Origin of the sequence: Paraburkholderia youngii (assembly GCF_013366925.1) — a bacterium.
Lineage (GTDB): Bacteria > Pseudomonadota > Gammaproteobacteria > Burkholderiales > Burkholderiaceae > Paraburkholderia > Paraburkholderia youngii.
Genome location: NZ_JAALDK010000002.1, coordinates 1,225,678 through 1,244,932, shown reverse-complemented (window position 1 = coordinate 1,244,932; position 19,255 = coordinate 1,225,678). Strand labels below are relative to the sequence as shown.

At 62.3% G+C, this 19,255-nt stretch carries 22 protein-coding genes and 2 pseudogenes; 13 read left to right on the top strand and 11 right to left on the bottom strand.

Annotated features, from left to right (window positions below; genetic code table 11):
* The first annotated feature begins 42 nt into the window (after nucleotides 1-42).
* Genes G5S42_RS37040 through G5S42_RS37030 form a run of 3 tightly spaced genes read left to right on the top strand, consistent with a single transcriptional unit; the run spans nucleotide 43 to nucleotide 2,585 of the window.
* Nucleotides 43-1,479, top strand: coding sequence for a cytochrome ubiquinol oxidase subunit I (locus G5S42_RS37040; protein WP_176111667.1), 1,437 nt, complete (start codon nucleotides 43-45; stop codon nucleotides 1,477-1,479).
* Nucleotides 1,460-2,476 (top strand): cytochrome d ubiquinol oxidase subunit II, encoded by a 1,017-nt coding sequence (cydB, locus tag G5S42_RS37035; RefSeq protein ID WP_176111666.1) that lies wholly within the window; start codon nucleotides 1,460-1,462, stop codon nucleotides 2,474-2,476. The genes G5S42_RS37040 and cydB overlap by 20 nt, the downstream gene beginning before the upstream one ends.
* 1 nt (nucleotide 2,477) lies before the next feature.
* Nucleotides 2,478-2,585 carry a hypothetical protein gene (locus G5S42_RS37030; protein WP_176111665.1) on the top strand — a complete coding sequence of 36 codons (108 nt, stop codon included), beginning with the start codon at nucleotides 2,478-2,480 and terminating at the stop codon, nucleotides 2,583-2,585.
* Nucleotides 2,586-2,691: 106 nt separating this feature from the next.
* Here the strand turns inward: G5S42_RS37030 and G5S42_RS37025 are convergent, their stop codons facing one another.
* The 3 genes and pseudogenes from G5S42_RS37025 to G5S42_RS37015 form a co-directional block, all read right to left on the bottom strand.
* The gene (locus tag G5S42_RS37025; RefSeq protein ID WP_176111664.1) at nucleotides 2,692-3,135 is read right to left on the bottom strand and encodes a hypothetical protein; all 444 of its coding nucleotides are present in this window, start codon (nucleotides 3,133-3,135) and stop codon (nucleotides 2,692-2,694) included.
* 87 nt (nucleotides 3,136-3,222) lie between these two features.
* Nucleotides 3,223-3,444: a DUF2795 domain-containing protein gene (locus G5S42_RS37020; RefSeq protein WP_176111663.1), complete on the bottom strand. Its 222-nt coding sequence runs from the start codon at nucleotides 3,442-3,444 to the stop codon at nucleotides 3,223-3,225.
* A gap of 405 nt (nucleotides 3,445-3,849) precedes the next feature.
* Nucleotides 3,850-4,779, bottom strand: a pseudogene (locus tag G5S42_RS37015) (glycosyltransferase family 4 protein).
* Between the two features lie 161 nt (nucleotides 4,780-4,940).
* Here G5S42_RS37015 and G5S42_RS37010 point away from each other — a divergent pair.
* The gene (locus G5S42_RS37010) at nucleotides 4,941-5,483 is read left to right on the top strand and encodes a DUF4142 domain-containing protein (RefSeq protein WP_176111662.1); all 543 of its coding nucleotides are present in this window, start codon (nucleotides 4,941-4,943) and stop codon (nucleotides 5,481-5,483) included.
* Nucleotides 5,484-5,535: 52 nt separating this feature from the next.
* Here the strand turns inward: G5S42_RS37010 and G5S42_RS37005 are convergent, their stop codons facing one another.
* Complete coding sequence (locus tag G5S42_RS37005; RefSeq protein WP_176111661.1) at nucleotides 5,536-6,522, bottom strand: hypothetical protein; 987 nt, start codon at nucleotides 6,520-6,522, stop codon at nucleotides 5,536-5,538.
* Nucleotides 6,523-6,862: 340 nt separating this feature from the next.
* Between G5S42_RS37005 and G5S42_RS37000 the strand changes: the two genes are divergently transcribed.
* From G5S42_RS37000 to G5S42_RS36985, 4 genes and pseudogenes are all read left to right on the top strand, one after another.
* A complete protein-coding gene (locus tag G5S42_RS37000; RefSeq protein ID WP_176111660.1) occupies nucleotides 6,863-7,267 on the top strand; it encodes a DUF427 domain-containing protein in 405 nt (134 codons plus the stop codon).
* Nucleotides 7,268-7,598: 331 nt separating this feature from the next.
* Nucleotides 7,599-9,281, top strand: coding sequence for an alkaline phosphatase family protein (locus G5S42_RS36995; RefSeq protein WP_176111659.1), 1,683 nt, complete (start codon nucleotides 7,599-7,601; stop codon nucleotides 9,279-9,281).
* Nucleotides 9,282-9,471: 190 nt separating this feature from the next.
* A complete protein-coding gene (locus G5S42_RS36990; protein WP_176111658.1) occupies nucleotides 9,472-9,858 on the top strand; it encodes an MAPEG family protein in 387 nt (128 codons plus the stop codon).
* 9 nt (nucleotides 9,859-9,867) lie between these two features.
* Nucleotides 9,868-10,257, top strand: a pseudogene (locus G5S42_RS36985) (LysE family translocator); the annotation flags it as partial.
* A gap of 39 nt (nucleotides 10,258-10,296) precedes the next feature.
* Here G5S42_RS36985 and G5S42_RS36980 read toward each other — a convergent pair.
* From G5S42_RS36980 to G5S42_RS36970, 3 genes are all read right to left on the bottom strand, one after another.
* On the bottom strand, nucleotides 10,297-10,713 hold the full coding sequence (locus G5S42_RS36980) for a PPC domain-containing DNA-binding protein (RefSeq protein ID WP_176111657.1): 417 nt from the start codon (nucleotides 10,711-10,713) through the stop codon (nucleotides 10,297-10,299).
* Nucleotides 10,714-10,804: 91 nt separating this feature from the next.
* Entirely contained in the window at nucleotides 10,805-12,973 is a 2,169-nt protein-coding gene (locus G5S42_RS36975) for an amylo-alpha-1,6-glucosidase (protein WP_176111656.1), read from the bottom strand.
* Between the two features lie 609 nt (nucleotides 12,974-13,582).
* Nucleotides 13,583-14,089 carry a hypothetical protein gene (locus G5S42_RS36970; protein WP_176111655.1) on the bottom strand — a complete coding sequence of 169 codons (507 nt, stop codon included), beginning with the start codon at nucleotides 14,087-14,089 and terminating at the stop codon, nucleotides 13,583-13,585.
* Between the two features lie 132 nt (nucleotides 14,090-14,221).
* Here G5S42_RS36970 and G5S42_RS36965 point away from each other — a divergent pair, with 132 nt between their 5' ends.
* Entirely contained in the window at nucleotides 14,222-14,992 is a 771-nt protein-coding gene (locus tag G5S42_RS36965) for a phosphotransferase (RefSeq protein WP_176111654.1), read from the top strand.
* A 125-nt stretch (nucleotides 14,993-15,117) separates the two neighbouring features.
* Here the strand turns inward: G5S42_RS36965 and G5S42_RS45890 are convergent, their stop codons facing one another.
* Both G5S42_RS45890 and G5S42_RS36955 read right to left on the bottom strand, forming a co-directional pair.
* Nucleotides 15,118-15,375, bottom strand: a complete 258-nt coding sequence (locus G5S42_RS45890; protein WP_217710299.1) for a hypothetical protein — start codon at nucleotides 15,373-15,375, stop codon at nucleotides 15,118-15,120.
* A gap of 374 nt (nucleotides 15,376-15,749) precedes the next feature.
* The gene (locus G5S42_RS36955; protein WP_176112005.1) at nucleotides 15,750-16,223 is read right to left on the bottom strand and encodes a LysR substrate-binding domain-containing protein; all 474 of its coding nucleotides are present in this window, start codon (nucleotides 16,221-16,223) and stop codon (nucleotides 15,750-15,752) included.
* A 357-nt stretch (nucleotides 16,224-16,580) separates the two neighbouring features.
* Between G5S42_RS36955 and G5S42_RS36950 the strand changes: the two genes are divergently transcribed.
* From G5S42_RS36950 to G5S42_RS36935, 4 genes are all read left to right on the top strand, one after another.
* Nucleotides 16,581-16,916, top strand: coding sequence for an ArsR/SmtB family transcription factor (locus G5S42_RS36950; protein ID WP_176111653.1), 336 nt, complete (start codon nucleotides 16,581-16,583; stop codon nucleotides 16,914-16,916).
* Nucleotides 16,909-17,388 carry an SRPBCC family protein gene (locus tag G5S42_RS36945; protein WP_152852848.1) on the top strand — a complete coding sequence of 160 codons (480 nt, stop codon included), beginning with the start codon at nucleotides 16,909-16,911 and terminating at the stop codon, nucleotides 17,386-17,388. Before G5S42_RS36950 ends, G5S42_RS36945 begins: the two co-directional genes overlap by 8 nt.
* A 118-nt stretch (nucleotides 17,389-17,506) precedes the next feature.
* On the top strand, nucleotides 17,507-17,935 hold the full coding sequence (locus G5S42_RS36940; protein WP_176111652.1) for a VOC family protein: 429 nt from the start codon (nucleotides 17,507-17,509) through the stop codon (nucleotides 17,933-17,935).
* A 157-nt stretch (nucleotides 17,936-18,092) separates the two neighbouring features.
* Nucleotides 18,093-18,341, top strand: coding sequence for a hypothetical protein (locus G5S42_RS36935; RefSeq protein WP_176111651.1), 249 nt, complete (start codon nucleotides 18,093-18,095; stop codon nucleotides 18,339-18,341).
* 29 nt (nucleotides 18,342-18,370) lie between these two features.
* Here the strand turns inward: G5S42_RS36935 and G5S42_RS36930 are convergent, their stop codons facing one another.
* Together G5S42_RS36930 and G5S42_RS36925 are read right to left on the bottom strand one after the other, a co-directional pair.
* Nucleotides 18,371-18,655, bottom strand: a complete 285-nt coding sequence (locus tag G5S42_RS36930) for a hypothetical protein (RefSeq protein WP_176111650.1) — start codon at nucleotides 18,653-18,655, stop codon at nucleotides 18,371-18,373.
* A gap of 144 nt (nucleotides 18,656-18,799) precedes the next feature.
* Entirely contained in the window at nucleotides 18,800-19,126 is a 327-nt protein-coding gene (locus G5S42_RS36925) for a putative PII-like signaling protein (protein WP_176111649.1), read from the bottom strand.
* Between the last annotated feature and the right edge of the window lie 129 nt (nucleotides 19,127-19,255).

Below are 19,255 nucleotides of genomic sequence, written 5' to 3'. Positions count from 1 at the left end.
CGAAGCGGCGGAGCTGCCGCCAGCCTGCCCCGAGGAACGATGATGTCTATTCCCATCGATGCCGTGACCCTCGCGCGAATGCAATTCGGCTTCACGATTGCTTTCCACATCATCTTTCCGGCGCTGTCGATCGGTCTCGCGAGCTACCTCGCCGTGCTCGAAGGCGCATGGCTCGTCACCCACAAGCCCGTATATCTCGCCGTCTACCGCTACTGGCTGACGATCTTCGCGGTCGTGTTCGGCATTGGCGTCGTGTCGGGGCTCGTGATGTCGTATCAGTTCGGCACCAACTGGGCGGGCTTTGCGTTTCGTGCGGGTCCGATCGTCGGGCCGCTGATGGGCTACGAAGTATTGACCGCTTTCTTTCTCGAGTCGGGCTTTCTCGGCGTGATGCTGTTCGGCATGAAACGCGTCGGCCCGCGTCTGCACTTTCTCGCGACCGTGCTCGTCGCGATCGGCACGCTAATGAGCGCGTTTTGGATTCTCGCCGTCAATTCGTGGATGCAGACACCGCAGGGCTATGCGATCGTCGACGGACGCTTCTTTCCGGCCGACTGGTTGCGCATCATCTTCAACCCGTCATTTCCGTTCCGGCTCTTACACATGGTGCTGGCCGCGTATCTGAGCGTCGCGTTCCTCGTCGGCGCGGTCGGCGCCAGGCATCTGCTCGGCGATTCGCGCAATGTCTGCGCGCGCCTGATGGTGTCGATGGCGCTATGGATGGCCTGCATCGTCGCGCCGATCCAGATGGTGGTCGGTGACCAGCACGGTATCAACACGCTCAAGCACCAGCCGGCCAAAATCGCCGCGCTCGAAGGCGACTGGCTCGCGCGTCCCGGTCAGCCGTTGATTCTGTTCGGGTTCCCGAACATGCGCACGGAGACGACCGACTATGCGCTCGAAGTACCGCATCTCGGCGCGCTGATTCTGACGCACACCTGGGACGGCTCGATCGCCGGCCTCAAATCGTTCCCGCCGTCCGAGCGCCCGTTCTCGCCGGTCGTGTTCTGGGCGTTTCGCGTGATGGTCGGACTCGGCATCCTGATGGCGCTGCTCGGCCTGGGCAGTCTCGCGTTGCGCTATCGAAGGACCCTGTACGAAGCGCGCTGGATGCAGCGGATCATGGTCGCGATGGGCCCGGCTGGTCTGATCGCGTTGCTGTGCGGCTGGACCGTCACCGAAGTCGGCCGGCAGCCGTACACGGTGTACGGTCTGCTGCGGACGGCCGACAGTGTGTCACCGATCGCCGCGCCCGGCGTCGCGGTATCGCTCGCGAGCTTCGGTGTGGTGTACGCGATCGTCTTCGGCGCAGCCGTGGTCTTTCTGTTCCGGCTGATGGCGGCGACGCCCACGCTCGACACGCCCGGCCCCGCGAAGGACAAGCCGCATCGCAGCGCCGGCATCACACCGGGCCCAGCACAGGCACCGTCCGTCCCATCAACTCCGGGGAGTCACGCCGATGACGACAGGAACGTTTGATCTCGCTTTGGTATGGGCCGCGATCCTCGCGTTCGCGGTGCTCGCATACGTGCTGCTCGACGGCTTCGATCTCGGCGTCGGCATCCTGTTCGCGGTCGAGCACCACCGCGAAGACCGCGACGTGATGGTGAATTCGATCGCACCGGTATGGGACGGCAACGAGACGTGGCTCGTGCTCGGCGGCGGCGGCTTGTTCGCGGTGTTTCCGCTTGCCTACGGCGTGATTCTGCCGGCGCTCTATCCGCCGATCATCGCGATGCTGCTCGCGCTGGTGTTCCGCGGCGTCGCTTTCGAATTCCGCTTTCGCGCGATAGGTCGCGGCCGCGCATGGTGGGACGCCGCGTTCTTCGGCAGCTCGGCGCTCGCGGCGCTGTGCCAGGGGCTCGTGCTCGGCGGCCTGCTGCAAGGTATCAAGGTCTCGGGGTTCTCGTATGTGGGCGGCTGGTGGGACTGGCTGACCGGCTTCACGATCCTGTGCGGTCTCGCGGTGATGGCCGGTTACACGCTGCTTGGCTCGTGCTGGCTGATCTGGCGCACCGAAGGTCCGTTGCACGAGCGTTGCCGGCGACACGCGCGCACGATGGCCGTCACCGTGCTCGCGCTGATCGTGGTGGTCACGCTATGGACGCCGATGCTGCCCAACTCGCTGACGGCGCGCTGGTTCCGTTGGCCGGACCTGCTGTTCACCGCCTGGGTACCGGTGCTGGTCGTGCTGCTGGCCTTCGGATTTTTCCGCAGCCTGTCTGCGCGCCGCCATCTGTTGCCGCTGCTGTTTGCGTACGGCATCTTCGTGCTGTGCTACGCGGGGCTTCTGATCAGTCTTTATCCGAACCTCGCGCCACCGTCGATTTCGTTCCGCGCGGCGGCAGCGCCGCATGCGAGCCTGCTGTTTCTGCTGGTCGGCGCCGCGATCACGGTGCCGATGATTCTCGGCTATACCGTGTATGCGTACTCGGTGTTCAAGGGAAAGATGCGCGCGGGCGAGGGGTACCACTGACATGTGGCGCCGCCTTGCGTGGTTCGCCGGCCTGTGGCTCGCCGGCGTCGTCGGGGTCGCGACGGTGGCGGGTGTGTTGAAGCTTCTGCTGCGCGCGGCCACGCATTGAGCCGGGCGCGCGCTGGCAGTGTGATTACCGCGGCGCGATTACGGCAACGTATAGGCGACCACGGAGTCGCGCTGCTTCGTGCCGAGCGAGCCATATTCGCCCGCTATCACCAGCACATCTTGCTTGCCGTTGCTGTCGGCATAGGTCGATCGGCGTGTCTTCGTAGGTGGTTTCGGTCGGGTCGCCCGGACCGGCTTTGTCGCCGGTCTCGATGCGCCATGCCTTCGCGCGGCGCGGCGGGTGGCCCGAGCGCGAGCCGCTTGCTCACCGGTGGCAGCAGCAGCCAGATCGCGAGCACGACCCACACCCAAAGACGTGGCAGCAATTGCCAGAAATCGAAGCGCGCCTCGACCGCCGCCCAGATCGTCGATGCGAACAGCACGATCGCGAACACGAACAGCGCGGCCCGCCGGCGCAGCCACATCAGCACGCCGGTCGCCGCGATCGCGATGCCGGCGAGCAGGTAGTACCACGAGCCGCCGAGCATCGCGAGCCGGATACCGCCGATCGCGAGCAGCCCGCCAACGACGACGAAGACAACGCCCGGCACCGCGAGCGCGGCCGGGAGCCGCGCTGCACGCGGGGACGGGTCGCGGGTGAGCCTTGACCTGGCTGGGGCGGCGATGCAGTTTGCGGGCTATTCATTGCCGACGCCCTTCGAGACTTCGGCGGGGCTCTGATACTGCTGGTCGGGCAGATCCTGGAGCCGTTGCAGCACGTCGTCATCGGCGCCATTGGCTTTCGCGGTTTCGATGAGGCTGTCCTTGTCGGCGGGATAGGAAGCGCCCTTCAGCGCTTTCTGCACGTCGATGAACGGGTTCAGCGGGCGCTCGCCCGTGGTCGAACGGGAGTTGGTCATTTCGTTCCCCTGATGGGTTGCGTGGAAGGAAGGTCAAGTGCTGGCCGGGAATGGCGCGTCACGGCGGCGCCGAGCCCGGTGCTTGCACGTCCGGCGTGTCGCGTACCGGCTGCTGCTCCGGCTGTACATCCGTGCCGGGCATCGCTTCGGGCACGCGCGGATGCTCGTGCCTTCGCATCCGGCGTGCCTGTAGGACGCCGGGCTGCGCGCTGCGACGCGCGCTAACGGTCTGCCCGACTCGTGCTCGCCGATCGCGATACGCTCGGGCCGCTGCGCGCGTGCACCCGGCGGCCGCGTGACGCGTGGACCTGTCCCATGCTCCGTGGCCATCAGAGCCGATGGCGTTGGTCAAGAATGGCGTGCCGCGTTAGAAAAAATCCACGCTCGCGCAGGCGTCGTTGCGCTTCAACGCTCCGACGCCAATAGCTTCCGGTACACCTCGATGTACTCGTCGGCCATGCGTGCCGCGGTGAAGCGCCGCTCGAAGGCTTCGCGACAGCGCGCGCGGTCCAGCTCGCCGATCCGGTTCACCGCATCGACGGCCTCGTCGACACTATCGACGATGAAGCCGGTCACGCCGTCGTCGATGATCTCGCGGACCGAGCCGTGTCGAATGCGATCACCGGTGTGCCCGCCGCCAGCGCCTCGACCAGCACGAGCCCGAACGGCTCGGGCCAGTCGATCGGAAACAGCAGCGCTCGCGCGGCGCCGATGAAGCGATCCTTGTCACGGCCACCCAGCTCGCCGCGATAGCACACATGCGGTTGCCGCATCAGCGATGCGACCTCGTGCTCGTAGTAGACGCGATCGCCGTCGTCGATCTTGGCCGCGATTTCGAGCCGCGCGTTCGCACGGCCCGCGATCTCGATCGCGAGATCTGGTCGCTTGGTCGGCGCGATGCGGCCGACGAATGCCAGGTAGTCGGACGGCGTGCGGCTGAAGGTGTGAAGGTCGCGCGGCAGGCCGTGATGGACCGTGCGCTGCCACGCGAGTCGCGGCAGCGGCGCGCGCTGCGCGTCGGAGATCGATACCAGCGGTACGTCGCAAAACTCGCGGTACAGCGCCTCCAGACCGGGGATGTCGAGCCGCCAATGCAGCGTCGTCACGTGCGGGCAGCCCAGCCGCCTGCCGAACGGGAAGCTCGTGTAGTCGGTAGGGCCGCGGATAGACGGACACGAGATGCGCGCGCGTCAGCGAGTCGCCGCTCGCGAACAGCGTGACCTCATGGCCGAGTTCGACCAGCGCCTCGGTCAGCCACGACACGACGCGCTCGGTGCCGCCATAGGCGACGGGCGGAGCGCGCTCGTAGAGCGTCGACACTTGCGCGATGCGCATGCGAGCCTCCGTCGTTCTTCCGCCGTGCAGACCTCCGTCGTCGAGCATCCACCATTCCAGACGCGCGGTGGACGATGGTATGGCGCTTGCGGGTTGTCGATCGAAGCGTGTCATCCGTCCCGCTTCGATTCATCCCGTTCCACTTCGTAGAGGAGAAAAACATGAAGCGCGTTACCGCCATTGCCGCACTTTGCTGTGGGCTTGCCGCTATCCCTCATATCGCCGGCGCGCAAACCGAGGCCGCCTCGACCACGAGCGCCAATCCGCTGCCTCAGGCCGACAAGGACTTCGTGCAGGCGGCGAGCATGTCGTCGTCGACCGAAATCGACGCGGCCAAGCTCGCGACGAAGAACTCCAGCGACAAGGATGTGAAATCGTTCGCGCATCACATGATGCTCGATCACACGAAGCTCACGATGCAACTGAAGATGGCTGCGCCACACGGCGTCGCGGTGCCGAAGGACAATTCCGACACCACGGTGCTGGACTCGCTGAAGAGCCTGCATGGCAAGGCATTCGATCAGGCGTATATCCAGAAGGTCGGCATGCAGGGACACGAGGACGCGCTGAGCGCATTCAAGAAAGAAATCTCCGATGGCCAGAACGCTGATCTGAAGAAGGCCGCGCAAAAAGCGCTGCCTACCATCGAGGAACACTACAAGATGGCGCAGGATCTCGCGACGAAGAAGGGGGTGACGAAGTAGCGCCGAAGGCAGGTACCCGCGCCATTCGTGTAGTCCGGTAAAGCAGTCCGCGCTAGAAACTCATCGCGAATCCGAACGACACGCCGTGCACGTTGCGACCGAACACGTAGCGCACCAACGCGCGCGTGCGGGTGACGATGACGGGATACCTGCTGCTATCGAGTTCGAGGCCGACTCCCAGCGACGTGAGGTCGTTGAAACCCAGCACCCCGGCGCTGTCGCCGAAGTAGTGTGAGTAAGCGGCTTCGAGCACATAGCGGACTGGCCGGTCCAGTGCGTGCCAGCCGGTGGGCGCGCGCCAGCGTGTCCATAGGCTCACTTGCTGGGCCGTGGCCGAGCCCTGAACGGCCTGCGATGAACCGCCGAAACTGCGCAGGTAAATATCTGTCGCCCGCAATTCCGCGTCGATTTCGTAGTTTTCGCGGTAGTGCTCGTAGTCGAGCATCAGGGAGCCGCCATAGCCGTAGGCATTGAGCGAGCCATTCTCGAGGAACTGCAGGTTGCTGTCGGTGACGTGATTGTACAGCGTCTGCCCGACCTTCAGGTCACTCGACACGCGCCCGATCGTACCGTTCAGGATGGGACGGAATGCCAGTTCGTCCGTGATGCGGAAATCCCAGCCCAGGCCGACCGTGCCGCTGAAGGTGTTCCACTTGGTGGGCACCGCACGCTGCTGGGCGCCATCCGTGGCGATGAAAACCGGATCGTAGCGGCTGTAGGCGAGCGTGCCCTCCATGTACAACGGAAACGACCTGCTGAGCGTGAAGCCGCCGCCGAATTGCGTCTGCCCGAAGCCGGGATTACCGGTCAGGCCGTTATTGACCGACAGGTTGCTGGTCGTGACGTCCGGGACCGTCGTGTAGCTCATGATCGCGAGCACAGCGTCCGCGTGCTGCTTTACATTGCCGCCGATCACGGTATTGCTCGACAATTGCCCCGGCACGACCTGCGCTTGCGACGGGCAGGACAGCAGGCTCAAAGGCAGAGCGGCACCCGCGCCCAATGCGCGAAGTGACCAACGCTTCCGAAGTGCCGGCATAGTCAAACAACCTCGCCATTTGTCGACGACCAGATTGCAGACTGACTTGCAGGCTCACTTGCACGCTCACCCACGGCGTATCCAACGAGCATCATGCACTCCTGTCAGTCGGCCAATTGTGTTCGTCTTCCGCGAAGTCGCGATTCCGCTGCACTGAAACAGGTGTACGCAGTCGATGCGACTCCGGCGGGCGTTGCGCCGCTCACAGCACCTGGAAGGTCTGCGCTAGTATGTATAGAAATACCCGAAGTGAAGTTGTACGGCAATACGGGCATATCTTCAGTCGCTTGCCTTGGCGCTCGGGCAAGGGACACCACCCACTTCCCCACGGAGCATCGTTATGTCCACCCATTCGGTCCCGAACGACAAACCCGTCAAGATCCCCGGCCCGGACCATCCGATCACGATCGAGCAGCACCGCGCGCGCGTGATCGTGATGGCTGGCGGCCACGTGATCGCCGATACACACGATGCGTTGACGCTGCGCGAGGCCCGCTATCCGGCCGTGCTGTACATCCCCCGCAAGGACGTGGACATGACCCGGCTCGAACGCACGGCGCACGCGACTTATTGTCCATACAAAGGCGATTGTGCCTACTTCTCGATTCCATCGGCCGGCGAGCGCGGCACCAACGCGGTGTGGACCTACGAGCACCCTTACGACGCCGTCGCGTCGATCCGCGAACACCTCGCGTTCTACCCCGACCGCGTGGATTCCATCACGCAGGAGCCGGCCGCTCATTAGGCGGACTCGCGCGGGTTATTTGCCCGGCAATCCGGCACGGCTTGGCGGTCCCTGTTCCGCCACGCCCTCGCGGCATTTGACCACCGACCGACGAAACGGCACGGACTGCGATAACCCGTGCCGTTTTTTATGCTTGACGACTCGCGCGGATCACGCGCGGAATCGAAGCCGATTCACAGCGCCCGCGCGTCGAACGGATCACACCGACCTTAACAAGACCTTAAGACTTCAGTATCGCCAAATAAAAAAACCAAGGTCACGTAAATGACTTTTTTTACGGTTCAAATTCGTCCCGCTTTACCCAAATTCGTTGTCAAGCAAAGGACGAGACATGAAACCGATTACGAAATGGAAGCGTAAGCAAAGCGCAATGTGCGCCGCCGTCGCACTGCTCGCCGGGCTGTCCTCGGCAGTCGCGACCGCCGGCGACGATCACGATCACGACCGCGATCACGATCGCGATCGCGCGTCGGTCAAGCATGTGCTGCTGATCAGCTTCGATGGTCTGCATGAGCAGGACGTCGCGCGTTGCATCGGCGCGAACACCTGCCCCAATCTGGCGCTGCTCGCGAAGTCAGGCACCACGTACACGAACGCGCATACACCGGGACTGTCGGATTCGTTTCCGGGCCTCGCCGCACTCGTGACCGGCGGCTCGCCGAAGTCCGCGGGCCTGTTCTACGACGTCTCCTACGACCGCACGCTCTATGCGCCGTCCGATACCAGTTGCACGGGCCCGACCGGCTGGAATGTCGTGTTCGATGAAACGACCGGCATCGACGGCGAGAACGGCGGCGCGCTGATCCATCTCGACGGCGGCGGCGCGTTCAATCCGCAGGCGATTCCGCATGCGCTCGTCAATGGCGTCTGCACGCCCGTCTATCCGCACAACTATCTGAAGACCAACACGGTCTTCGAAGTGATCAAGGGCAACGTGAACGGCGCGCGCACCGCGTGGGCCGATAAACACGCGTGGGGCTACGACTGGCTCAACGGACCGTCCGGCACGGGTGTCGACGATCTTGCGCGCACCGAAATCAATTCGATCGATCCGGATACCAATAGCAACTATCTCGACACGTACACGCACACGGAGAAGTTCGACAACTACCATGTGCAATCGCTGATCCATGAAATCGATGGCAAGGATTCGACCGGTCAAAAGAACGTCGCGGTGCCGACGGTGTTCGGCGCCAACTTCCAGACGCTGAGCGTCGCGCAGAAGGCCACGGTCGCGTCGGGCGGCGGCTATCTGGATGCGAGTTTCACGCCGGGTCCGCAGGTGGCCGGTGCGATCGCGTATATCGACGACGCGTTGGGACGCATCGTGTCCGAACTGAAGCAACGCAATCTCTATTCGTCGACGGCGATCATCGTGACCGCGAAGCATGGCCAGTCGCCGACCGATCATTCGAAGCTGGTGAAGAACGGCGATACGCTGACCAAGCTGCTAGAAGCCAACAACTATCTGGATTCGGGCGGCGCTTTTGGGCAAAACGCTACGACGAGCGGCAACCTGAACGATGGCACCGGGCTCGTCGGCACCGGCATGGTGCAGACCGACGACGTCGGTCTGATCTGGCTGCGCGATCAAAGCCAGACGGCCGCGGTCGTGAAGACGCTGAAAGACAATCTGAGCTGCAACGCGCCGGGGATTTGCGCGGACGGTCCGCAGGCGTACATCCTGTCCGGCCCGCAACTGGCGAACCGGTTCGGCGATCCGTCGCGCGGCCGCACGCCCGACATCATCGTTCAGCCGAACCCGGGCGTCATCTATACGTCGAGCAAGTCGAAGGACGAGGAGCATGGCGGCAACGCGCCCGACGACAGCCATCTCGGTCTCGTGATGTACGTGCCTCATGCGCATCATGCCGGGAAGGTCAACGACGAGCGAGTGCTGACCACGCAGGTCGCGCCGACGATCTTGCGTCTGCTCGATCTGAAGCCTGAACTGCTGCATTCGGTCGCGATTGAAGGAACGCGTCCGCTGCCGGAGTTCGATCGCGAAGACTGAGTGCTTACCGTAGTCGACGTATTCGAGTAGTGAGCTGCGCCGCGATCGGTGTTGGAACGATCGTGGCGCGGTCGTTTTTTGCCGGGGTCCAGCCGCGCGGACCTCGCGCGCCGGCGCGTGCGAGAATGGGAGCCGCCTGATTTTCGCCAAACAGGCGTGCGTCGATCGCCTGACAAGGAGCCGCGCTGCCATGAACAACATTGCTCTCGGATGCGTAGCGGTGTTGGGGCTGCTGTTATTCGGCCTCGGCTTGTCGGTATCGATGCTGCGTTTTCGCGAACGTACCACTGCGGGCTGCGCCGATGATCCTGCCGACCTGTTGCACAAGCTGGTTCGGGCGCATGGCAACACAGCGGAATACGCGCCGTTTCTGGCGGTGCTATTTCTCTTTCTGGGCGCGAGATCGCCGTCCACGGTGACGGTGTCGCTGATGGTCATCGCGACCTTGTGCCGGTGCTTGCTCGTCGTAGGGCTTGTCGCGTTTCCGACGATGGCGAAGCCCAACCCTTTGCGCTTCGTCGGTGCGATTGGGACTTATGGCACAGGGATTGCATTGTGTTTGGCGTTGATGCGCTGAGGCGCCGTGCTGCGGATCGCCGGCGCGCTCTACCTGATCTGGCTCGGCATCAAGATGATCGTGACCGCGCGGCGGCCATTGTCCGCAGGCGTCGGCAGCGCCGCGTCCGGCTGGGCCGCGACGAAGAAAGGCTATTTCGTCAGCATGACGAATCCGAAATCCATCGCGTTCTACGGCAGCATCTTCGCGTTGATGGTGCCCGCGCATGCACCGTTGTGGCTCGATATCGCGGTCGTGGCGCTGTCGATCGGCATGTCGTGCGCGTGGTACTGCGCGATGGCGTTGCTTGGATCGCATCCGGCGGTTCGGCGCACGCTGATTCGCCGCAAGGCCGTGCTCGATACCGTAGCGGGTGCGTTGCCGGCCGGAGTCGGCGGGCGGATGTTGGTGGGGCGTTGAACAGCTACGGGCGCACGAAGTGATGCCGCGTTCGAACGGTCAGGCGGAATCGGCTTGCGGCGCACCGCCGCGAATCACGAGTTCCATAAACCCTGTCTGCGGATCGTGCTCCCGCGCGAACGAATAGCCCGGAACCGACACGAGCAACAACTCGACGGTCGTGCGCACCATGCACCCGCGCGCCACATGACCGCCGAACACCTGCCCGCGTGCATCAGCGATCGACATGTGCAGATGAGCGCCATCGGGCGAGACGGAGCCTGCGAGGGTCAATATTTCGAGGTCGCCGCGAATTTCCGTTGGCGCTTGCGCGCCAGCGAATCTCAATGCCGCAACGTGAAGACTGCCGATGCCCTGGACGACGAAGGCCGCTTGCAGCTCGGGTTGACGAAGCGCGTCTTCGATGGCGACGCGAAGGTCGTCGCCGGGCGAGAGCCGGAGGGGATGTGCTTGCATGCCTGGGCCGTTTGAAACGCGGTGGACGCAGGGACTTTGCGTGGATGAGGAAGTATCTCACAGGCACTTGTACGCGAGCGGCCCGCCGCAATCAAAGGCCCGCAGCCAGTTCGTCGCGCCAACTCGTAATCGGGCGCCGGCTCACGCTTTTGCTAGTCCCTTTCAACACTTCGAATTCTGTGCTTCCGTCGGTTCGCGTGAACCGGATATCGAATATCTGCGCGCCTACCTTGAGGTTTCGCAAGGTCAGCGTGTCGATCCAGGGAGGCAGCACCGGGTCGACGTACAGTTGCCTGCGCGGCGCGTCGGGCTGAAGACCCAGGATCGCATACACGAGCGAAAAAATCGATCCCGCGGCCCATGCCTGCGGCACATTTGCGCCCATGTACTGCACCGGAAAGCTCGCCTCCGTGCGCTGGAGGCCTGCAAATAGCTCGGGTAACTGGTTCAGCGCGAAATAGCCGCCTGCATCGCAGATGTCTTTCGCGATCCGTCCTGCCTCGTCCGCAAAACCATAACGCTTGAACCCTTCGGCGATGAGTCCGTTGTCATGCGGCCACACGGCGCCCTTCTGATAAGAATGCGGATTGAAGGCCGGATGTTTCGACGACAGTGTGCGCACGCCCCACCCGCTATACATGTCCGGCTTCATGAGTCTTTGCACTACTCGGCTCGCGCGCTCGGGCGGAACGATTCCCGACCACAGACAGTGGCCCGGATTGGAGGCGATGCTCATCACCCGTTGCTTGTCGCCATCCAGGCATAGTGCGTAGAAACCGGTGCGTTCGTCCCAGAACGCGTCATTGAATCGCTCGTACAAGTCGGCGGCTTTCGCGCGCAGCCTGGATGCACGGCGCTTCTCATCGAGCAGGTCGTAGACCGCGGCCATACGAAGCCACGCGTCATACACGTAGCCTTGCAGCTCGCAGAGCGCCTTCGGTCCTTTGACGAGCATGCCGTCGGGGTACACCACGGCATCACCGGCATCTTTCCAGCTGTGGTTTTTCAGGCCGTTCGTCGAACGCGTCTCGTACTCCTGGAACCCGTCGCCGTCACGATCGCCATAGTTGTCGATCCATTTCAGGCACCGTTCGGCATTGGGCAGATGACGGATCAGCAATTCACGGTCGCCGGTGCAACACCATGCGGTATGGAGCACGATCAGATACAAAGCCGTCGCGTCCGCGGTTCCGTAGTACGGCGTATGAGGAACGAGTCCAAGCTTCGCCAGCTCGCCCCGACGCAGCTCGTGCATGATTTTGCCCGGCTCGCCGTCACGAAAGTCGTCACGCTTCGTGGCTTGTCGTGCGCCGAGCGCTGCAAGCGTGCCGCGCGCGAACCCCGAGTAAATCAGCGCCGTCTGCAGCGAGGTGATCAGACTGTCACGTCCGAACAGCGCGACAAACCACGGCAAGCCCGCTGCGGGAATCATCAGACGCCTGCCATTGACGTGCTCCGGCACCCGCAACGCCGCGACATCATCGGTCGCCTGACGAAACAGACGGTTGAAGGTTTCGTTGCTGCACTCGAGCGACGGAATCGCGCGTTTCCATTGTGCGAGCCGCTTTCCTTCGGGCGACAGTTCGCCGGCCGCGCCGCAGCGCTGCGGCGCGCGTACGGCCCGGCCGTCATCGTCGATGTCGTACTTCAAGCAACAATGCCAACGCGCGCCGGGTCGCAAGCTCACACCAAATGTGATGCGGCCGTTTGCATAAGCGCCTCGCGTGTGGCTATCGTGCACGCTCAGACTGATGCCACGGCCAAAGTGCCCATTCTGGTAACTGGTCTTCAGGTGTTGCGTGTGCTCATTCCAGGTGGTCACGACACGACCGCGACGAACCACATGCCCGGCCCTGACTTCGAAGATGTCCGCGAAATCGCTACGCACCGCGATCTCTAGATTGAACGACACCGTATGCAGGCCGTGATTGGTCATGTCGATGTCCTCGTGGACTCCACCACCGACATGACGGGTCAGTATCAGGCTGACCGTATGTTCCTCGATGAGCCCGTCCTCGCTGTCGAGCGAACGATTCGCTAGACATGCCCGCATCAAAAAGGACTGCAGCGCTCCCGAGCTGAGCAGATCCCAGGGCTCGCCATTGGCGAAGATCGTCCAGTTGCTGATAAGACGCGTGTCCTGGAAATACAGACCCTTGCGCGACCCGCTGATGATCTGCCCGTCCGGCTGCGTGAGCAGGACCGTATGCCCCTGATGGATGGCAATCTGCGGCGGGCCAATCCTTACCTCGAGCGACATGTCAGTGTCCCTCTAAACGACCAGGCGAAATTGCGCATTGCGCTCAGGCTTCCACATGGATGTTTCGGAACCTTCATGTGATTTGAGACAGCAACACTTGCGCCGCCTTCACTCAGGAAAGGTACGGGGTGCACCCGCGCGTGTTCGGGACCGCGTTATGCTGCCGGCCTCCATTCAAATCGGAGAGGTGGTGGTTGCCTTGCTCATCACCGTTGTCGGTGTAACGATCGCAGACGATCGGGCTCGTCGTGCTCGACCGGAAACGCCGCGCGTAAATCGGGGCTATGGAGGAGGTGGGAGTTGGGATATCAGCGCACATCAAAGTCTGCGACAAAAATTCCCGCTGAACCCCATTCCACCGTCGCACTACGCGCTACCAAATATCACAGAGTTTGACGCAACCGGTTGTCGCCGCAAATCCAATCGATTTTCGGAACACAATGTCTGCTCGAAACCCGCAGCTCAATGGTCCGCTTCGCCAGTGCGCCGACCGACCGCCAACCGCTGCAGTGCGCGGTTGCTCAGGTAGTCGCATGTTCGAAAGCATCTTGCGCCGCTGTATCGAGGAGCGGTCTGCGCGCCGGGCTCGGGGGCCAGCTATCGCCCCACTCAGCCGGTATGCGCCGAATTTGCGCGACAGTGAAGCAGTTGCCGGAGGATGACCCAGCGCGTGACGACGAACCCGAGCGCCGCGGTGTACACGGCTTTCAGAATAACGAATCCGGCAAAAGAAAGCCCGGCGGACCCTAGCAAAAGGAACGTCGCGGACATGAGTGCGGTGATCACGGCGGCGGCAACAACACCGATCACCAGCCCGAAAGACCAGGCTTTGCTTGGCAAATGCGCGAGCACGCCGCTCTCCGCGAAGACCGTGTCGCTCCCTGTGAGCCGACCGGCGCGATACTCCCCGCGCGCCGCCGGTGTGACAAACAGGGATACCAGCAGCGACAGCACGATGGACGTCACTGCGATATCGATGATGATGCCACTGTCTCCGAAGAGCGGCACGAATGCCATCCGCCGATTGCCGAGCCACGTAATAGCCGGGTTGAGCACGGCATTAATGACGGCGCAGGCCGCGCCTTGTGCGCGGATATAGGATTGGACAGGCTGCATCATCTTTCCACGCAGGTTAAAGCCGTCCTTGGCGCTGAGCTGAGCCGAATCCAGCTGCCTGGTCCAGGCCGTTTTCCATGCTAGCGGTCAGGAGTATACTGCTCCCAAATTCGCGGCAGAGGAATGCTGAACATGAGTTGCGATTTTGAAGCATTGTTTGGCGAGATAGTGGGGAGAGGAGCGCAAGCCACGGTGTATGCGAAGGGAGAGCACGCGGTAAAACTGTATCGCGAAGGTTATCCAAAGAGGAACGTCTTCAGCGAAGCGTACATCATGGCGAATCTGGAGCTCGTGAATTTCCCCGGGCCGATGATTTACGAAATACTCCTCGTAGACGGGCGATATGGTTTACGCATGGACCGGGTAAAAGGCGAAGTGATGTCGGAGGAGTTCCGCGATCCGGCGCGCCGCGATCCGGTGCGATGTAAAGACACGCTGGATGTTCTTGTGGCTCTCCAGTGCCGCTTGCAAAAGTATGACAAGACTGGGTGGATGCCGGATCTCAAACAGCGTTTTCACGACGACTTGGTGATTAACGACAGGCTTTCCGCTGATCTCAAGAAAAACCTCCTGGGGGTTCTGGGCGGTCTGCCGGACGGTCAGGCGTTATGTCACTGCGATTTTCATGCGGGCAACGTTTTTTTTGACGGCGCGAAGTACACGGTTATCGATCTGCTCCAGGTCAGCAGGGGCGATCCGGCGGCGGATGCCGCTTGCTCGTATGTAGCGTGGAGTTTTACCGGTACGGAAATCGCCGAATACTATTTGAATAGGTATTGCGGTGAATCAGGGATTTCCGAGAAAAGCGTTCGGCAGTGGCTCAGGGTGTATGCTGGAACGCTGTTGGGACAAGTGCCTGAAAAATTTACACCGGTTATAGAACGGTTCATCGCGGGTTCGTGATGGCGCGCAGCTGTACCCCGAATCGTTTCGCTTTCGGGTCTACCTGTAGAGACCAGTGGCATGAGCCTGCGCGCAGGATGTACAAGCGGTCGTAAGTCATCCCACTTCACGGATATCCACAGACATCACATATTAATCGGCTTCGCGCATGCCACATTAACTTGCGTGTGCCTTGCGGGCGCAACGTGCGTCCTGCGCGAAAGGCCGACGGCGGAACACCGTGCTGTTGACCACGAAGTCGCGGGCGCACTCAGAAAGGTACTCAGCACTGCCGCACCCAGTACTTCACGCAGCGGCGCGCGAGCCGGGCCATAGCACGCCACGGCGAAGACGGGGCCCGACTCGTTCGACACGGATTCCTTCACTGTCGTCCCGCTGTCCAACCTGGCTACATTGATCGTGAAAGTCGATGCTCGCTGTTCCTGCGGGCACGCGCCATCGTACCCGTCCTGCCGTGCAGCGATCGGTCAATCTGACGGTAGAAAGAACCAACCCGACAACGATCCGCAGCGACACCCCTTCCGCCTAGTGCATTTGCAGGGCTGGCATCGCGTAACGGATGACCGCAGAGCAAACCATAGCGGCCCATGGCCGGCGATCATCCCAGTGACCGTTTTCGCCGAATTCTGTGCGTAGCTGGTCCGTCAGGTTTCGGAGGCAACAACCGGCCATTCGACTCGCGACAATCACCTGAACGCGAATAAAGCCAGGTCGCGCAGGCTGGGCTTCTATTCGTCGATGTGCTGTTCGGCCGGCATCAAACTGAGCTTTTTACAGCCATCCTCTCGGCCATCCACGCTTTCAGCGCCTTCACACCTGGTTGAAGCTCGTCCGCATCGGGGTGTACGAGATAGTATCCCTCGCACAACGGCAACGCTTTTCCAAACGGCTCCACAAGCGAACCCGCAGCAAGCTCGCCTTCCACCAGAATCGCACTGGTCAGGACGACCCCTTGCGCACGCACCGCGGCGTCGATCGCCATCAACGACTGGTCGAACTCAATGCCGACGATCGCCTCGATCTGCTCATCGGCAAGATTGCTGAATCGTGTCAACCACGCCCTCCAGTGAGGATGCAGCGTGTTGTGAAGCAGCGTCGCGGACTGGAGGTCTTCGGGCCACTTCAATCTTAACTTGGCGGTCCGCCAAATGCCGGACCCAAATTGCAAAAATTGAGGTGTATGCCTCCTGCGACGATTCGCGGAACTGCCGTTCAGGGGCGCGCTGACCATCGAGCCAAGAAACAAATGTTTTCTCTGGCTCCTGAACCCCGTTGGCAAGCCTATCCTCTTGGCGCAATCGATCTCCACTTTTTATCGGGTTACCAGGTAAAGAATAAGTCGTCGCGGGTCCTGAAGGCGAGCAAAACGCTGGTTCGCTGCGTAAAAGCAAGGATCACTTTTGAAACATACTAGATAAGAGAGAAAAATTATCGTTAAGCCCGACTGACTTAATTGTTCTCCGACTGACTTAATTGTTTCCCTTCAGAGCACCGATAGTGAGACCTACGAGGCTTCCTCACTCTCCTTGACATGCAAGCAATCTGTTGCCTATAGTAAATGCAACAGATCACTTGCCTATAGCCGTTCATGGCCGAGCTCCCCGACGACACAGACCTGCTATTCAAAGCCCTCGCCGATCCGAGCCGGCGCAAGCTGCTGGACGTGCTGCATGCGCACGACGGCCAGACCCTGAACGACCTGTGCGAGCACCTCGACATGACACGGCAAGGCGTGACGCAGCATCTGGGCCTGCTGGAAGCGGCGAACCTCGTCGTGACGGTGCGCAGCGGGCGCGAGAAATTGCACTTCCTCAATCCAGTGCCGCTGCAGCAGATCTACGAGCGCTGGATTGCCAAGTTCGAAAAACCGCGCCTGAAGGCGCTCTCTTCCCTGAAACGACGCCTGGAGAAAGGCAATGACTAGATCGACATTCGTCTACGTGACCTATATCCGCACCACGCCCGAACAGTTGTGGTCGGCGCTCACCGACGCGGAGTTCATCAAGCAGTACTGGTTCGGCATGCACTGCGATAGCGAATGGACGGCGGGCTCGTCGTGGAAACTCGTGTCGAGCGCGGGGGAGACTTTCGACGCGGGCGAGATCATCGAGGCTGTGCCGCCGCGGCGCCTCGTGATTCGCTGGCGGCATCAAAAACGGCCCGAGCTGCAGGCCGAAGGCGATTCGCGCTGCACGATGGAGCTCGAACCGAGCGGAACGGCGGTCAAGCTGACGCTCACGCATACGATCGAGCGCGATCAGTCGAAGTTCATCGAGGCGGTGTCGGGCGGCTGGCCGAAGATCATGTCCAACCTCAAATCGCTGCTGGAAACCGGCTCGATTGCGTTGCAGGAGGCTTACCCAGCCAATGGCGGCAGTCATGCCGGGAAGGCATGAAGCGGGGGCACACTGAAGCGCGGCAGGCATCGCTTGATCGCAGGCTCGATAGCCGTCCGTCCGCGAAATCGCGCTGATAGAATCGTCTGCCTACCCTCGCCCGTCTCAGGAAACCAGCATGGAAATCCAACCCTATCTGTACTTCAATGGCCGTTGTGAGGAAGCCATTGCGTTCTATCGTTCGGCGCTCGGCGCGCAGGAGTTGCTGAAGCTGCGAGCGAAAGACGCGCCGCCCGATCCCGCTCGCCCGGTCGCGCCCGAACACGCCGACAAGATCATGCACGCGACGCTCGTCATCGGTAACACGCACGTGCTGATGTCGGATGGCGATTGCCGCGGCGGCGATACCGTGCATGCGGGCTTCAGCCTGTCGGTCACCGCCGACGACCAGGCGTCCGGCGAGAAATATTTCAACGCGCTGGCGGATGGCGGACAGGTCACGATGCCGTTTCAGCAGACCTTCTGGACCAGCGGCTTCGGTACGTTGATCGACCGCTTCGGCGTGCCGTGGATGGTCAACGTGCGGCACGAGGAGCCCGCGGCATAGCCTTTGGAGCGGGCCTTCGTTGAGTCACCTGCTGCGCGCGGTTCCGCATCCCGTTCCATTCGGGCGAAACCGGGACGAAATAGATAAGAGCAGGAGCCCCCGAGCGCGTGGAACGGCGCATGCTGCCCCGAAAGCGAACCAGCCAGGAGAACCGTCGATGCAGGAAGTTCATCTCCACCGCGGCTTCACCATCACCGTGCTCGTCGAGGACGACCCGGCCGGCGGTTCGTCGATCACCACGCGAATCGATCGCACTGGTACCGACGCTCGCGACCTCGAAGCCTGGACCGCTCCGTGGCATGCGCGCTCCGCGCTGCGCGGCAAGCCCGCGATCGGCGAGGCCGTCGACAATGCCCAACGCGCGATCGACTCCGCATTGGGCGACCCCGATCCGTTGGACGAATAGTTCTGCCATGCGCCGGGCCTGAGCGACGCCTACTGCGTCGCGGACGCCCCGCTCGCCGGCGTGCTGTGGACCGCCGCGGCGTGGCTCGCGGCGGGCGATGCGCTCGCTGCCGCGCCCGCCTCGTCGTTCGCACGCTTCGCCGCGTCGCTATCGCCGGGTGTGCCACGCGGGCTCGCCGAATTGCTCATCACGCCGCTGCTCATCTGGCCCGTCGAGATGCGGCCGTTCTCGGCCGACCGCTTGCAGCCGGATGCGCCCGCCATCAACGCAATGGCCGATAGCGCGATCAGCATGTTTGTCGCAACTTCTCGCATGATTCGCTCTCCCTGGGATGACTCGGCTCCAGTAGCGAAGCATTCGACATGCCCATCGCAGCCCTGTGCGGCCGGATACCCGCGCGCGTACACGGACCAGGTCGAGAAAACGAGGTTTGGGACTTGCCATCGAGAGCGGGGCCTTCAGGCCCCGTCGTCTTCTCCGACGACGCCGAACTCGGCCGTCGTTTTCACGTAGAACAGATGTAAACCCTCAGCGCTCAGACGATCGAACAGCCGATCGGCTTCGTCGCTCGTCACCGCCATCACGACGGACAACGGTTGATCGGCAAGCTCGAAGAAGTGCGCGGAGTGAATGCGGTGATGATGGCCGATGCCTTCGCAAGCTGGAATCACGGTCGCGCCGCGCAGGCCGAGTTCGCTCGCGAGACGCACGAGCCAGTCGGCAAGCGGCTTGCCATGATGGCTGCGCCCCTGCTGGGTGAAGAACGTGATCTGAAAGCCTTGCATGTCAGTGCCTCCCCAATGCGGGTCGGGCCGGGGAAGCGCCGGTTGCAGCCGATTCGGCATACCGGCTCGCCACATCACGGCTCAGGAAGGTCATGACCACAGTTTAGATGTCGGGCCGCGCGAGTGCCA

What these genes read in the sequence shown, in the direction of transcription:
- G5S42_RS37040 (WP_176111667.1), top strand. Translation starts at nt 43, where the DNA reads ATGTCTATTCCCATCGATGCCGTGACCCTCGCGCGAATGCAATTCGGC.
- cydB (WP_176111666.1), top strand. Translation starts at nt 1,460, where the DNA reads ATGACGACAGGAACGTTTGATCTCGCTTTGGTATGGGCCGCGATCCTC.
- G5S42_RS37030 (WP_176111665.1), top strand. Translation starts at nt 2,478, where the DNA reads ATGTGGCGCCGCCTTGCGTGGTTCGCCGGCCTGTGGCTCGCCGGCGTC.
- G5S42_RS37020 (WP_176111663.1), bottom strand. Translation starts at nt 3,444, where the DNA reads ATGACCAACTCCCGTTCGACCACGGGCGAGCGCCCGCTGAACCCGTTC.
- G5S42_RS37010 (WP_176111662.1), top strand. Translation starts at nt 4,941, where the DNA reads ATGAAGCGCGTTACCGCCATTGCCGCACTTTGCTGTGGGCTTGCCGCT.
- G5S42_RS37005 (WP_176111661.1), bottom strand. Translation starts at nt 6,522, where the DNA reads ATGCCGGCACTTCGGAAGCGTTGGTCACTTCGCGCATTGGGCGCGGGT.
- G5S42_RS37000 (WP_176111660.1), top strand. Translation starts at nt 6,863, where the DNA reads ATGTCCACCCATTCGGTCCCGAACGACAAACCCGTCAAGATCCCCGGC.
- G5S42_RS36995 (WP_176111659.1), top strand. Translation starts at nt 7,599, where the DNA reads ATGAAACCGATTACGAAATGGAAGCGTAAGCAAAGCGCAATGTGCGCC.
- G5S42_RS36990 (WP_176111658.1), top strand. Translation starts at nt 9,472, where the DNA reads ATGAACAACATTGCTCTCGGATGCGTAGCGGTGTTGGGGCTGCTGTTA.
- G5S42_RS36980 (WP_176111657.1), bottom strand. Translation starts at nt 10,713, where the DNA reads ATGCAAGCACATCCCCTCCGGCTCTCGCCCGGCGACGACCTTCGCGTC.
- G5S42_RS36975 (WP_176111656.1), bottom strand. Translation starts at nt 12,973, where the DNA reads ATGTCGCTCGAGGTAAGGATTGGCCCGCCGCAGATTGCCATCCATCAG.
- G5S42_RS36970 (WP_176111655.1), bottom strand. Translation starts at nt 14,089, where the DNA reads ATGCAGCCTGTCCAATCCTATATCCGCGCACAAGGCGCGGCCTGCGCC.
- G5S42_RS36965 (WP_176111654.1), top strand. Translation starts at nt 14,222, where the DNA reads ATGAGTTGCGATTTTGAAGCATTGTTTGGCGAGATAGTGGGGAGAGGA.
- G5S42_RS36955 (WP_176112005.1), bottom strand. Translation starts at nt 16,223, where the DNA reads ATGGTCAGCGCGCCCCTGAACGGCAGTTCCGCGAATCGTCGCAGGAGG.
- G5S42_RS36950 (WP_176111653.1), top strand. Translation starts at nt 16,581, where the DNA reads ATGGCCGAGCTCCCCGACGACACAGACCTGCTATTCAAAGCCCTCGCC.
- G5S42_RS36945 (WP_152852848.1), top strand. Translation starts at nt 16,909, where the DNA reads ATGACTAGATCGACATTCGTCTACGTGACCTATATCCGCACCACGCCC.
- G5S42_RS36940 (WP_176111652.1), top strand. Translation starts at nt 17,507, where the DNA reads ATGGAAATCCAACCCTATCTGTACTTCAATGGCCGTTGTGAGGAAGCC.
- G5S42_RS36935 (WP_176111651.1), top strand. Translation starts at nt 18,093, where the DNA reads ATGCAGGAAGTTCATCTCCACCGCGGCTTCACCATCACCGTGCTCGTC.
- G5S42_RS36930 (WP_176111650.1), bottom strand. Translation starts at nt 18,655, where the DNA reads ATGCGAGAAGTTGCGACAAACATGCTGATCGCGCTATCGGCCATTGCG.
- G5S42_RS36925 (WP_176111649.1), bottom strand. Translation starts at nt 19,126, where the DNA reads ATGCAAGGCTTTCAGATCACGTTCTTCACCCAGCAGGGGCGCAGCCAT.